13 protein-coding genes and 1 pseudogene are annotated in these 12,482 nt (G+C 70.2%); 4 read left to right on the top strand and 10 right to left on the bottom strand.

Annotated features, from left to right (window positions below; all coding sequences use genetic code 11):
- The first annotated feature begins 65 nt into the window (after nt 1-65).
- On the top strand, nt 66-314 hold the full coding sequence (gene rpsP, locus EXW95_RS18075; protein ID WP_174368636.1) for a 30S ribosomal protein S16: 249 nt from the start codon (nt 66-68) through the stop codon (nt 312-314).
- 101 nt (nt 315-415) lie between these two features.
- Here rpsP and EXW95_RS18070 read toward each other — a convergent pair whose 3' ends face one another.
- The 5 genes from EXW95_RS18070 to ligA form a co-directional block, all read right to left on the bottom strand.
- Nucleotides 416-871: a divergent PAP2 family protein gene (locus EXW95_RS18070; protein ID WP_174368635.1), complete on the bottom strand. Its 456-nt coding sequence runs from the start codon at nt 869-871 to the stop codon at nt 416-418.
- A complete protein-coding gene (gene folD, locus EXW95_RS18065; RefSeq protein ID WP_174368634.1) occupies nt 855-1,751 on the bottom strand; it encodes a bifunctional methylenetetrahydrofolate dehydrogenase/methenyltetrahydrofolate cyclohydrolase FolD in 897 nt (298 codons plus the stop codon). The genes EXW95_RS18070 and folD overlap by 17 nt, the downstream gene beginning before the upstream one ends.
- Nucleotides 1,748-2,239 carry a transcription antitermination factor NusB gene (nusB, locus tag EXW95_RS18060; RefSeq protein ID WP_174368633.1) on the bottom strand — a complete coding sequence of 164 codons (492 nt, stop codon included), beginning with the start codon at nt 2,237-2,239 and terminating at the stop codon, nt 1,748-1,750. The genes folD and nusB overlap by 4 nt, the downstream gene beginning before the upstream one ends.
- The gene (locus EXW95_RS18055) at nt 2,236-2,586 is read right to left on the bottom strand and encodes an Asp23/Gls24 family envelope stress response protein (protein ID WP_046844840.1); all 351 of its coding nucleotides are present in this window, start codon (nt 2,584-2,586) and stop codon (nt 2,236-2,238) included. Before EXW95_RS18055 ends, nusB begins: the two co-directional genes overlap by 4 nt.
- 68 nt (nt 2,587-2,654) lie before the next feature.
- Entirely contained in the window at nt 2,655-4,679 is a 2,025-nt protein-coding gene (gene ligA / locus EXW95_RS18050) for an NAD-dependent DNA ligase LigA (RefSeq protein ID WP_174368632.1), read from the bottom strand.
- A gap of 299 nt (nt 4,680-4,978) precedes the next feature.
- Here ligA and EXW95_RS18045 point away from each other — a divergent pair, with 299 nt between their 5' ends.
- On the top strand, nt 4,979-6,076 hold the full coding sequence (locus EXW95_RS18045) for a BMP family protein (RefSeq protein WP_174368631.1): 1,098 nt from the start codon (nt 4,979-4,981) through the stop codon (nt 6,074-6,076).
- Between the two features lie 431 nt (nt 6,077-6,507).
- On the opposite strand, the gene EXW95_RS18040 is transcribed toward EXW95_RS18045, so the two are convergent.
- From EXW95_RS18040 to tatA, 3 genes are all read right to left on the bottom strand, one after another.
- A complete protein-coding gene (locus EXW95_RS18040; protein ID WP_371810152.1) occupies nt 6,508-7,254 on the bottom strand; it encodes an anti-sigma factor domain-containing protein in 747 nt (248 codons plus the stop codon).
- Nucleotides 7,255-7,291: 37 nt separating this feature from the next.
- On the bottom strand, nt 7,292-7,828 hold the full coding sequence (locus EXW95_RS18035; RefSeq protein ID WP_174368630.1) for an RNA polymerase sigma factor: 537 nt from the start codon (nt 7,826-7,828) through the stop codon (nt 7,292-7,294).
- Between the two features lie 130 nt (nt 7,829-7,958).
- Nucleotides 7,959-8,279, bottom strand: coding sequence for a twin-arginine translocase TatA/TatE family subunit (gene tatA, locus EXW95_RS18030; protein ID WP_174368629.1), 321 nt, complete (start codon nt 8,277-8,279; stop codon nt 7,959-7,961).
- Nucleotides 8,280-8,454: 175 nt separating this feature from the next.
- Here tatA and EXW95_RS18025 point away from each other — a divergent pair, with 175 nt between their 5' ends.
- Together EXW95_RS18025 and EXW95_RS18020 are read left to right on the top strand one after the other, a co-directional pair.
- Entirely contained in the window at nt 8,455-9,429 is a 975-nt protein-coding gene (locus tag EXW95_RS18025; RefSeq protein ID WP_174368628.1) for an RluA family pseudouridine synthase, read from the top strand.
- A gap of 226 nt (nt 9,430-9,655) precedes the next feature.
- A pseudogene (locus tag EXW95_RS18020) lies at nt 9,656-11,332 on the top strand (DEAD/DEAH box RNA helicase); the annotation flags it as partial.
- 56 nt (nt 11,333-11,388) lie between these two features.
- Here the strand turns inward: EXW95_RS18020 and EXW95_RS18015 are convergent.
- Both EXW95_RS18015 and EXW95_RS18010 read right to left on the bottom strand, forming a co-directional pair.
- Nucleotides 11,389-12,114: a metallophosphoesterase gene (locus tag EXW95_RS18015; RefSeq protein ID WP_174368627.1), complete on the bottom strand. Its 726-nt coding sequence runs from the start codon at nt 12,112-12,114 to the stop codon at nt 11,389-11,391.
- Nucleotides 12,114-12,479 carry a hypothetical protein gene (locus EXW95_RS18010; protein ID WP_174368626.1) on the bottom strand — a complete coding sequence of 122 codons (366 nt, stop codon included), beginning with the start codon at nt 12,477-12,479 and terminating at the stop codon, nt 12,114-12,116. Before EXW95_RS18010 ends, EXW95_RS18015 begins: the two co-directional genes overlap by 1 nt.
- Nucleotides 12,480-12,482 lie beyond the last annotated feature (3 nt).

The following is a 12,482-nucleotide window of genomic DNA, read 5'->3' as shown; positions in this document are numbered from 1 at the left end:
GGGCGCATTTCCCCGTGATCCTAGCGGGAGCTTTACCCTCAAATACCCCCAGTTGGAGAACTACCATGGTCAAGATTCGCCTGTCCCGCTTCGGTTCCACCCATAACCCCCACTACCGCATCGTCGTTGCCGACGCGCGCCGTCCCCGTGACGGTGGGTACATCGAGAACCTGGGCCACTACGACCCCCGCAAGACCACCGAGAACTACCTCAAGGTGAACGTCGAGCGCGCGCAGTACTGGCTCGCCAACGGCGCTCAGCCCACCCAGACCGCCCGCCGCCTGCTGAAGAGCCAGGGCGTCAAGGTCGCCTGAGTTCCACTTCACGGAACCTGAAGCCCCCGCTGCGGGGGCTTTTTCCATGTGATGAACACGCGCCGCCCCGTCATATTCGGGGCGGCGCGTGTGTGTGCCGGTCAGCGGCTGAAGGCGATGAACCCGGCGGTGATGCCGAGGAGTGTGCCGATCAGCACTTCCAGGTAGGTGTGGCCCAGCAGGACGCGGACGGGGTTCGGGGCGAAGCCCTCGCGGACCACCGCGCGGAGTTCCTCGACGAGTTCGTTCAGTAGGCGGGCCTGCTGGCCGCTGCTGTGCCGGACGCCGGTGGCGTCGTACATGACGATCAGGGCGAACACGGCGCTCGCGGCGAACAGGGGGCTGCCGAGCCCTTCGGTGATGCCGACGCCGGTGGTCAGCGCGGCGACCATCGCGGAGTGGCTGCTGGGCATGCCGCCGGTCTCCATGAACGCGGCGGGTCGCCAGCGGCGTTCGATCAGCAGGATCAGGAAGACTTTCAGCAGCTGCGCGGCGGTGCTGCTCAGGACGGCCACCCACAGCCAGCGGTTGCTCAGCAGGTCAGCGAACGAATTCACCGGTGACCTCGTGTGTGGGCAGGGCGTGCTGGCGTTCGGCGGCCATGACGGTGTTCATCAGGAGCTGGGCGACGGTCATGGGGCCGACGCCGCCGGGGACGGGCGTCAGGGCGCCCGCGACCTGCGCGACGTCCGGGTGGACATCGCCGGTCAGGCGGCCCCTGCCGTCCTCGGTGGGGACGCGGTTGATGCCGACGTCCACGACGGTCGCGCCGGGGCGGACCATGTCCGGCGTGATCAGGTGGGCTTGCCCGGCGGCGACGATCAGGATGTCGGCCCCTCGGGTGACGGCGCCCAGGTCGGGCGTGGCGCGGTGGGCGACGGTCACGGTGGCGTCGGCGTTCAGCAGCAGGCCCGCGACGGGGCGGCCCACCAGGGCGCTGCGGCCCACGATCACGGCGTGCTGTCCGCGCACGGTCACGCCGTGGTGCGCGAGCAGCGCCATGATTCCGGCGGGGGTGCAGGGGCGCAGGCCCGCGTGGTCGTTCCAGAGCGCGCCGGTGTTCGCCGGGTGCAGGCCGTCCACGTCCTTGGCGGGGTTCACGGCCAGCAGGACGGGGGCGGGGTCCAGGTGGGCCGGGAGGGGCAGTTGCACGAGGATGCCGCTGACGGCCGGATCGGCGTTCAGCGTGCCGATCAGGGTCAGCAGGTCGGCCTGGGTGGTGTCCTCCGGCAGGGCGTGCACGTGGCTGCTCAGCCCGACCTCTGCGGCCTTCTTCGCCTTGCCACGCACGTAGGAGGCGCTGGCGGGGTCCTCCCCGACCCGCACCAGGGCGAGGTGGGGGGGGTGGGGCAGGCGCGCGGCGCGGCGGCGGGCCTCGTCCAGCAGGGCGGCGGCGGCGGGCGGTCCGCCGAGGACCTGCGCGGTCCCCTGGGTCACTCCTGCGGCTCCTCGCGGCGGGCGGGCTTCTCGTTCAGGCTGCGGCTCAGGCCTGCCAGGACGCCGTTCACGAAGCGGCCGGAGTCGTCCCCGCCGAACTTGCGGGCGATGCGCACGGCGCTCTCGATGACGGGCGGGTGGGGTTCGGGGGTGTACATCATCTCGAAGGTCGCCAGGCGCAGGACGTTCAGGTCGGTCTGGGCCATCTGGTCGAAGCTCCAGCCGCGGATGGTGCGGCGCAGCGTGGCGTCCACGTCGGGGCGGGCGGCGCTGATGCCCTGCACGAGTTCCTGCGCGAAGGTCAGGGCCTCCTCGCTGAGGGTGGGGTAGGTGTCGTCCCCGCCGCGCATGCTGCCCTCGGCGCGGGTGAAGACGCTCTGCATGGGGAGGTTGCCCCGGTCGGCTTCGAACAGCACGCGGAACGCGAATTCACGCGCGGCGCGGCGGGTGCCGACGGGCGCGGCGGCCTTCTCGCGGCGGCGGGTCACGCCTGACCGCCCTTGGGCACGCAGACGTTCTGCACGGTGACGTTCACGGCGCGCACGCGCAGGCCGGTCATGAGTTCGATGTTCTCGCGCACGGCCTGCTGGACCTTCTCGGCGGTGCCGGTCAGGCTGCGGCCGAATTCGATGTTCAGGCCGACGTCAACGGTGACGTCCTGCCCTTCGCGAGTGACTTTCAGGGCGCGGGGTTTGCGGCCGGGCGTCTGGGTGCGCAGCACCTCGCCGACCTTCAGGGGCGTGGTGGCGACCTCGGTGCCCTCGATGCCGTCCAGGGTGGTGGCGGCGATGTCCATCAGGACGCTCTTGCTGATCTCGACTTCGGGTGTTGCCATGCTGGTCTTGCCTCCGGTTCGCGCGGGATGGACGCGCGACAATACCGCCCAGTGTACCTGCTGGGCGTTCAGTTGGTCACGCCGCGCGCAGCGAGCAGGTCGTCCAGGGCCGCCTCGTCCAGCACGGTCACGCCGAGTTCCTGCGCGCGGGCCAGTTTGCTGCCAGCTTCCTCCCCGGCGATCAGGAAGCTGGTCTTCTTCGTGACGCTGCCCGTGACGCGCCCCCCGGCCTGTTCGAGCTGTGCCTTGATGGCGTCGCGGGGGCGGCCCAGCGTGCCGGTGATCACGAAGTTCAGGCCCTGTAACTGGTCGCCGCGCGTGACCTGTTCCTCCTGCGGGTTCACGCCGTGGTCGCGCAGGCGGGCGATCAGGTCCCGCATGCTGGGGTCGGCGAGGGACGCGGTGACGCTCTGGGCGATCACGCCGCCCAGGCCGGGGACGTTCTCGATCTGCTCGGGCGTCGCGGCGAGCAGGGCGTCCAGCGTGCCGAAGGCGCGGGCGAGCGCTTGGGCGTTGCGTTCCCCGACGTGGTTCATGCCCAGCGCGTTCACGAGCCGCCACAGTGGTTTACCCCGGCTGGCGTCCAGCTGGGACAGGATGTTCTGCGCCTTCTTCTCGCCGCTGCGGTCCAGCGAACCCAGTTGCTCGGCACTCAGGGCGTAGAGGTCGGCGGCGTCGCGCACGAGTCCGGTCTCGATGAGCTGCGCGACCAGTTTCTCGCCGATGCCGCGCACGTCCATCGCGCCGCGCGCCACGAAGTACCGGATGCGCTCGAACGCCTGCGAGGGGCAGGCAGGGTTCGGGCAGTAGGTGTTCGCGTCACCCTCGGCGCGCGTGACCTCATGACCGCACTCGGGACAGTGGGTGGGGAACTCGAAGGGCCGGGCACCCTCCGGGCGTTTCTCGGTGAGGACGCGCATGATCTGCGGGATCACCCCACCGGACTTGCGCACGACGACCGTGTCCCCGATCTGCAGGTCCAGGTCACGGATGAAGTCCTCGTTGTGCAGGGTCGCGCGGCTGACGGTGCTCCCCTCAATCAGGCGCGGCGCGAGGTGCGCCAGCGGCGCGAGCTTCCCGGTGCGGCCCACGTTCACCGTGATGGCCTCCAGGGTCGTCTCGACCTCCTCGACCGGGAACTTGTACGCGATGGCCCACCGGGGCGCGCGGCTGGTGAAGCCCGCCTCCTCCTGCGCGCGCAGGTCGTTCAGTTTCAGGACGGTCCCGTCCGCGTCGAACTCGAAGGTGCTGCGCGCGGCGGTCATGCGGGCGTGGTAGTCGGCGGCGGCGTCCAGCCCGCGCAGTTCCTCGCTGTGCGCGCTGGTCGGGAAGCCCTGCTCGCGCAGCCACGCCAGCACCTCCGCCTGGGTGCGGGCGGGCACGCCGTCCCGTTTGCCCAGCGCGTAGAAGATTGCCCGGAGGTTGCGGCTGCGGGTCACCTCCGGGTCCTTCTGGCGCAGCGCGCCCGCCGCGCCGTTGCGGGGATTCTTCAGCAGCGGCGTGCCGAGTTCCTCGGCCTGCGCGTTGAACGCCGCGAAGTCCGCGCGGCTCATGTACACCTCGCCGCGCACCTCCAGTTCCCCGCTCAGGCCCAGCAGCGTGGTGGGGATGCCCGGCACGGTCAGGACCTGCGCGGTGACGATCTCGCCGGTCACGCCGTTCCCGCGCGTCGCCGCCCACTGCAGCTCGCCGTTCAGGTAATAGAGGTTCACGCTCAGGCCGTCGATCTTCAGCTCCCCGGTGAACGTGAAGTCGTCCTGCTCGGCCGGGAGGCCCAGCGCACGGGCCAGTTTCTCCTGCCAATCGCGCAGTTCCGCGTCGTCGAACGCGTTGTCCAGGCTGGTCATCGGCGTGGGGTGATCCATCGGCTGGAAGGCCGCGCCGGGCGCGCCGCCGACCGTCTGCGCCGGGCTGTCCGTTCCGACCTGCGCGGCCCAGTCGGGGTGCGCGGCCTCCAGGGCACGCAGTTCGCGCGCCAGGGCGTCGTACGCGTCGTCCGGGATGCTGGGCGCGTCCTGCTCGTAGTACGCGCGGTTGTGGGCGGCCACCTCGGCCCGCAGGGCCAGATAGCGGTCGAAGTCGGGCAGCGTCATGCCCAAGAGGGTAACGCAAGACCACCGGCCCGGCTTTCCCGCCACCAGCACCACCCCCGGAACTTCAGATTCGCTTCAGTCCGGCCCGCTATCCTGCCGGGCGGTGTACGGAGACGGACGGACGCACCCGGACGGAAACCGGCACGCCAGAACAGAGCGTGAAGAATCCCCCAATGCGCCGTTCACCAAACACCCCCATGTGACCCCGAGTCCAATGTGCAGTGGGGTCTAGACACCCGGAAAAATCCGTATACTCTATTCAAGCAACCCACGCACCACATTCCCTGGAGGAACATCACATGAAGAAGATCCTGACCCTGGCCCTCGCCATGACCGCCACCGCCGCCTCCGCCCAGGCCCTCCGCGTCGGCCTCGCCTATGACGCCGGCGGCAAGTTCGACAAGAGCTTCAACCAGAGCGCCTACGAAGGCAGCCAGCGCGCCAAGAAGAACCTCGGCATCGAAACCAAGGACTTCGAACCCAGCGACCCCAGCCAGACCGTGCAGGGCATCCGCCAGTTCGCGCAGGACGGCTTCGACCTGACCGTCGGCGTCGGCTTCGCCAACAACGCCAGCATCAGCCAGGTCGCCAAGGAAAACCCCGACCTGTTCTTCGGCCTCGTTGACGACGTCTCCCCCGAGAAGAACGTCGCCAGCCTCGTCTTCCAGGAAGAGCAGGGCAGCTACCTCGTCGGCTACCTCGCAGGCATGAACAGCTCCACCGGCGTCGTCGGCTTCGTCGGCGGCATGGACATCCCCCTGATCCACAAGTTCGAGGCCGGCTTCGCCGCAGGCGCCAAGGCCGCCAACGCCAAGATCAAGGTCATCGCCCAGTACGTCGGCACCACCCCCGACGCCTGGAACAACCCCGCCAAGGCCAAGGAAATCGCGGGCAGCATGCGCGCCAAGGGTGCGGACATCATCTTCGCCGCCGCCGGCGGCTCCGGCAACGGCGTCATCGACTACATCAAGCAGACCCAGTGCCTCAAGGCCGGCAACCTGCCCGCCGGCGTGAAGTTCAACACCAACAACTTCGCCAAGGTCCCCAAGAGCGCCGCGTACCAGAAGGCCTGCGCCGGTAACACCCGCCCCATGTTCTTCATCGGCGTGGACAGCAACCAGAACTACCTCGGCGACTTCGACAAGAACCCCGCCACCATGAACCACGGCCTGACCAGCATGCTCAAGCGCGTCGACAACGCCGTGTACGCCCTGATCCAGGACGTCAAGAACAACAAGTTCAAGGGCGGCGAGCGTCGCTTCGGCCTGAAGGACGCGGGCGTCGGGTACTCCGTCGACCAGTACAACAAGGCCCTGATCAGCAGCGCCCAGGTCGCCAAGGTCGAAGCCGTCAAGGCCAAGATCATCAGCGGCGCCATCAAGGTCCCCACCAAGTAATCCCATCACACGCGAAGACGGCCCCCTCACCGGGGCCGTTTTTCCATTTTCCATGCCGGATGGCCGGATGCACGTGACCTGCGACCACCGTGACCGCGCCCGGTCGTCCCCTCATTCCCGACAGCAAGATCGGCGCGGCGGAAGGCGGAGCAGGCCACCCGGCAACCCGCTGTGCAGGCGTGGGGCGTCATACGACAATGGGGGTCGCATGGACCGCCCGAGATTCCACATCACGTCCCATTGCCCCCGCCGCCCGTCGGGTCCTTCGCTGCGGCGTTGCTCACGGATTTCCACAGACGGCATGAGGATCAGGGGATACACTGCGGCGGCAAGCGGGTCACGGTCCAGCTAAGGAGGCGAACAGAAAGGGCCGAGGGTAGGAAGTTCCCCCCTCGGTCCTGTGGTGGTGGCTCGGGCCTGTTAGCCCGCTCTCAGAGTTGCCGGATCAGGATGGGCGTGCTGGTGGGCTGCTCGCTGCCCCCGGTGGGTTCCACGCTGACGGCGACGGTCTGCCCGGCCTGGGCGCGGAGGATGACGATGCCCTGCCCGTCGAACACGCCGGCGCTGACGGGCTGGCCGTTCTCGATGCGCCACAGCTGGTACACGCGGCCCTGTGGGGCCAGGGCGTTCAGGTGCAGGAACGCGCGGCCGTCGGGCAGGCGGATGAGTTCGCCCAGGGTCTGCCCGCCCGCGGTGAGCGGCTGGGACTGCGCGCCGGGGCTGTTCTGGTACTGGCTGAACAGGTCGGGCGTGGTGACCGGGCGCAGGAAGATCACGCCGAGCGTGAGGGCCGCGACGACGCTCAGGAGCATCAGGCGCCAGTTCAGGGTGCGCTGACCGCGGGTGCGGGGCGTGGTGGTGGCCGCGCCGCCGGGCGCAGCGTGGGGTCCGTCAGGGTACAGAGGGAGGTTCGCGGGGGGCAGCGTGGTGCTGGACTGCGCGGTGGCGCCGGGGTGCTGGCCGGTCTCGCGGTGCAGGCGGGCGATCAGGCGGTCCTCGGCGCCGTCCGGGACGGGCACTTCCGGCAGGGTGCCGGGCAGGTCGTGCAGGAGTTCGAGGTCCGCGCGGTACTCGCGGGCCAGGGCTGGGTCCGCGTCGATGGCAGCCCGGACGCGCTGCTCGTCGGCTGGGGTCAGCTGTCCCAGGGCAAGTGCCAGGATGTCGTCTCTGCTGATCACGGTGCACCTGCCGGGCGGGTGTGGGGGGTCGTGTGGTTCATGGCTGGATTCCGAGGTGGGTGCGCATGCGGTCGATCGCGGCGCGCAATCGGGATTTTACGGTACCGACCGGCAGTCCGGTCAGGATGGCGAGTTCGCTGTGCGAGTACCCCCGGTAGTACGCGAGTTCCACGAGGTGGCGCTGCGTGTCGTCGAGGGCCTGTACGGCGCCCTGGGCCATGATCTGCGCGTCGCTGTCGGGCGCGGCGGTGGGAGCGTCCCAGTCCTCGATTTCCAGGGGTGTGTCGGGGCGGTCGCGGAGTTCCTGCAGGAAGCGGTGGTGGGCGATGCTGACCAGCCACGTCTTGGCGCTCGCCCGCGTGGGGTCGAAGCGGGGGGCGTGCCGCCAGGCGTTCATGAAGGCGTCCTGCACGCAGCTTTCCACGTCGTCGGTCTGCTTGAGCATGCGGTGGCCGAGGCTGTACAGCAGCCGGGCGTAGCGGCGGTGCAGCTCCCGCAGGGCGTCTTCGGTACCGTCGGCCATGGCGCGGATCAGCGCCTCGTCCGGCAGTTCAGGGTGAAGGGGGGCAGTCATAGGTCGCGTCCAGCGTATCAATGCAGCGGCGCGCGGTTGGGGGGTGGGCCTGAGCTGCCTTTCATGAATGGCGCGGCCGGACGGTCCAGTCGCGGGGACAGGTCGGGAGAGGATCATGCGCGACGCCTCCTCAGATGCGGGGGGCAGCGCCCTCAGTGGTGGGTGCCGCGACGATGGCGGCCTGGACGGCAGGTGCCGGGGCGGCCGTCACGGCGTGCGCGGCAGCGTGATGTGCGGCAGGCAGGTGCGCGGCGGGCTGGGTGACTGGGGCGGGTTGCGTGGCTGGAGTGGCCGTGAGGTTCAGGTCGTCGCGCAGCCCCTGGGTGCTCCTGCGGAATTCGCGCAGGCCGTTGCCGAGGCTCTTGCCGAGTTCCGGGAGTTTACGGGGGCCGAAGACGACCAGGGCGACGAGCAGCACGACGAGCAGTTCAGCGGGTCCGATGTTGGGCATGACGTTCTCCTTCAGGGGGTGGGGGCGGTGACCCGGTCCGGCGGATGCTGGACGGGGTACTGGGTTCATTCAGGTGTATGCGGCTGAGGCCGGATCGGATGACCGGTGGGCCGAGGGTGAAGTCGGCGTGAACCTCCGGAGGGGGTGCCGGAGGCGTGGCGGTACACTCGGGCGCGTGAACGACGCCGCCCCCTCCCCTGCCCTTCTGAACCTGACGGCCACTCACGGCCGACTCGACGCCGTGGTGTCGGCCCTGAGTGGCGCGAGTCGCTCGCAGGTGGCGGGCTGGATCGAGGCGGGGCACGTGCAGGTGGGGGGTGTGGTCGTCAGCAAGCCCAGCCTGAAACTGCGCGGCGGCGAGAGGTTGCTCGTGCAGGTGCCGCCGCCACCGGACGCGACGGTGGCGCCCGAGCAGGTGCCGCTGGACGTGATCTTCGAGGACGAGCACCTGATCGCCGTGAACAAACCCGCCGGGATGGTCACGCACCCCGCACCAGGTGTCACGACGGGCACGCTCGTGAACGCCCTGCTGGGCCGCATGACGCTGCCCGAACAGTCGGGCTTCGACGGTCCGGACGGGTACCGGCCCGGCATCGTGCATCGGCTGGACCGGGACACGAGCGGCGTGATCGTCGTGGCGAAGACGGTCGCGGCGCACGCGCGACTGGCGGCGGCGTTCAAGGACCGCGAGACGCGCAAGGCGTACCTGGCGATCGCGGCGGGCGGGTGGGTGGCGCAGGAGCGGGTGAACGTGGACGCGCCCATCGGGCGGCACCCGGTGCAGCGGCAGCGGATGACGGTGGGCGGCGCGCAGCCGCGCGAGGCGCAGACGCTGTTCACGCCCCTGGATACCCGCCCGGACGGGCATGGGCGCACCCTTTCGCTTGTGCGGGCGCAGCCGCGCACGGGCCGCACGCATCAGATCCGGGTGCATCTGGCGCACCTGGGCAGCCCGATCCTGGGGGACGGCGTGTATGGCCGCCCGTCGGAGTTGATCGCCCGGCACGCGCTGCACGCGCAGTTCCTGACCATTCCGCACCCGGTGACCGGCGGGGCGCTGCACCTGCACGCGCCCGTCCCGGACGACATCCTGCAGGCATGGGTCGCGCTGGGCGGCGCGCTGCCTGCCGGGCTGGAACAGACGCCCTGACACCCGTGGTCGCCCCTTCCTCCGGTGTCCGGCGCGAGTACCACTTGCATTCAGTCCAGAGATCCGGTATCATTTGAATTCGTGCGCCGCAACGGGAGGTTCCCGTGCGGCTGGAAGGTGCCCCCACTTTCAGGACATGCTGGATGCCATCTCAAAGGGCGTTTGCTGGTCACTGGGGCTGTGCTTTCCCGAAAGGACCACAAATGAACTTTGATCAACTGATTGCGCCCGCACCGGGACCGGCAAGACCCTCGCCTTCGCGCTGCCCATCCTGAGCAAGCTGGAAACCAGCCGCGAGCGTGCCCGTCTGCCCCGCGCCATCGTCGTGGCCCCCACCCGCGAACTCGCCAAGCAGGTCGCGGACGAGTTCAGCAAGAGCGGCGCCCACCTGACCACCGTCACCGTGTACGGCGGCGCCAGCTACGGCCCGCAGGAGAACGCCCTGCGCCGCGGCGTGGACGTCGTGGTCGGCACCCCCGGCCGCCTGATCGACCACCTCGAGCGCGGCAACCTCGACCTGAGCGCCGTGGAATTCGCCGTGCTGGACGAGGCCGACGAGATGCTCAGCGTGGGCTTCGCTGACGCCATCGAGACCATCCTCAAGAGCACCCCCGAGACCCGTCAGACGCTGCTGTTCAGCGCCACACTGACGAACGACATCAACCGCCTGTCCCGCAAGTACCTGAACGACCCCGTCATCGTGGACATGGTCGGCGAGGGCAAGAGCCAGGCCGCGCAGACCGTCGAGCACCTGAAGGTCAAGGTGGGGCGCACCCGCACCCGCGTGCTGGCCGACCTGCTGACCATCTACAACCCGGAAAAGGCCATCGTGTTCACCCGCACCAAGCGTGAAGCGGACGAACTGGCGAACGAACTGATCCACCGCGGCATCGAGAGCGAGGCGCTGCACGGCGACCTGGCGCAGAGCCAGCGTGAACGCGCCCTCGGTGCCTTCCGCAGCGGCCGTGCGGGCGTGCTCGTTGCGACCGACGTCGCCGCCCGTGGCCTGGACATCCCCGAGGTCGACCTGGTCGTGCAGTACCACCTGCCGCAGGACCCCGAGAGCTACGTGCACCGCTCCGGACGTACGGGCCGCGCGGGCCGTACCGGCACCGCGATCATCATGTACGGCGACCGTGACGGCCGCGAGGTGGCGGGCCTGGAACGCATCACCGGCGTGCGCTTCATCGAGCGTCCCCTGCCCACGCCCAAGGAAGTCGCGCAGGCCAGCGCCCGCGCCAGCGCCGACATGGTCCGCAAGGTGGACGTCAGCGCCGCCGCGAACTTCCAGGCGGAAGCCGAGCGTCTGTTCAGCGAGCTGGGCCTGGAGGCCCTGAGCCGCGCCCTGGCGAAGATCAGCGGCGTGACCGAGCCCGTGAAGGCCGCCAGCCTCCTGAGCGGCGAGGAAGGTCTGACCACCATCATCCTGCACGCCGAGCGCATGAGCGTGGCCCGCGCCGTGGCCGTCCTGGCCCGCAACGGCGACCTGGACACCCGCCGCCTCGGCAAGGTGCGCCAGTGGCGCGGCGGCGCCGTGGCCGACGTGCCCAGCGAGTTCGTCGAGAAGCTGATGGCCGCCAGCCCGCTGGAAGGCGAGGTGCAGGTCGAGATCGCGCAGGAACTGCCCGAACTGTTCGAGCAGCCCACCCGCGAGCGCCGCGACCAGGGCGGGTACCAGGGTGGCCGCGGCTACCGTGACGAGGGTGGCTACCGTGGCCGTGGCAACGGCGGCGGGTACCAGGGCAACCGCGGCGGCTACCAGGGCCAGGGCGGCGGCGACCGCGGCGGGTTCCAGGGTGGCAACCGTGGCGGCGGCCAGGGCCGCTGGAGCCGTGACCGTGACGACCGCGCCCCGCGCCGCGAGGACTTCGCCGACCGCGAGTTCGTTCCCGCTGGCCGCTGAGCCCAACAGTTAAGAAGCGCCTCCCCATCGTGGGGAGGCGCTTTTCCTGTCGTGGGTCAGGGTTCGCGGCCGGCGGTCAGCCACCGTGCGTCATGGTCGCCCGCACCGGCCGGGCCGTGTGCGCGGGCCCACGTGGCGGCCGCCTGCGTGTCGTAGGGCACGCGGCGGAACTCGGCGGTCCAGTGTCCGGCGCGGCGGGTGAGCTGCACCCAGCGGGCCAGCGGCAGCCCATCCTTCTGCCGGGAGACCGGTCCGGCGTTCACGACGGTCAGGCCGTCCACGACCGTCAGCATCTCGCGGTGGGTGTGCCCGACGACGCACACTCGGCCCCCCGTGTCGAAGCTGAAGCCGTCAAGTCGCTCGCGCAGTTCCCGGAACCGGGCGGGGCGGGTGTGTCCGCCCGGGGTCTCGGTGAGCATCAGGTCCTCCCAGGGACTGCGGGGGCTGCCGTGCGCGACGCGGACCTCGCCGCCCACCGTGTCGAGGTGGGTGGGCAGGGCCGCGAGGGTCGCGGGGACGTCCGCCGGGAGCTGGGCGCGGACCCAGGCACGCATCGTTTCCTTGCCGTCTCGCAGGCCCGCGACGCGTTCGTCGGTGTTGCCGCGCACGCTGGGCGGGGCGAACTCCTGTTGCAGTGCCCAGGCGCTGCCTGGGTCGGCGCAGCCCCAGACGGTGTCGCCCAGGTTCAGCACCTGATCGGGACTCGCGGCGCGGATATCGTCCAGCACGGCGCGCAGCGCGAAGGCGTTGCCGTGCACGTCGCCCAGGATGGCGAGGCGCATCAGCGGACGGGTTTCCGGATCGCGGCGAACAGCATCGAGAACAGGGCCACCGTGATCAGGTACGACGCGAGCGACGCGGCGGGCGTGAAGGCGGGGCTCAGGGCGTCGTGCGCGAACTTGTAGATCGCGTACGGCACCGCCCAGCCCATCGCGTACAGCGCGGCGCGCGGCAGGAACTCCCGCGTGACCGCCGCCTGCGGGAAGTACCGGATGGGCAGCAGCATGGCGGGCAGCAGCAGCAACTGCGCGAGGTAGAACCAGGGCGGCAGGGTGTCCAGGCCGTAATCGAGCGCGGCGAACAGGATGTTCACGGCGGCGATGACCACGCCGGTGATCAGGGCCGTGCGGAGGATGGGGGCATTCACCCG

Source organism: Deinococcus sp. JMULE3, from assembly GCF_013337115.1.
Lineage (GTDB): Bacteria > Deinococcota > Deinococci > Deinococcales > Deinococcaceae > Deinococcus.
This window is presented reverse-complemented; position numbering and strand designations above follow the sequence as displayed.

Excerpts from the sequence above, each read along its gene's own strand:
- ligA (WP_174368632.1), bottom strand. The coding sequence starts at position 4,679 with ATGACGCTGCCCGACTTCGACCGCTATCTGGCCCTGCGGGCCGAGGTG.
- tatA (WP_174368629.1), bottom strand. The coding sequence starts at position 8,279 with ATGCCCAACATCGGACCCGCTGAACTGCTCGTCGTGCTGCTCGTCGCC.
- EXW95_RS18015 (WP_174368627.1), bottom strand. The coding sequence starts at position 12,114 with ATGCGCCTCGCCATCCTGGGCGACGTGCACGGCAACGCCTTCGCGCTG.
- EXW95_RS18055 (WP_046844840.1), bottom strand. The coding sequence starts at position 2,586 with ATGGCAACACCCGAAGTCGAGATCAGCAAGAGCGTCCTGATGGACATC.
- rpsP (WP_174368636.1), top strand. The coding sequence starts at position 66 with ATGGTCAAGATTCGCCTGTCCCGCTTCGGTTCCACCCATAACCCCCAC.
- EXW95_RS18045 (WP_174368631.1), top strand. The coding sequence starts at position 4,979 with ATGAAGAAGATCCTGACCCTGGCCCTCGCCATGACCGCCACCGCCGCC.
- EXW95_RS18035 (WP_174368630.1), bottom strand. The coding sequence starts at position 7,828 with ATGACTGCCCCCCTTCACCCTGAACTGCCGGACGAGGCGCTGATCCGC.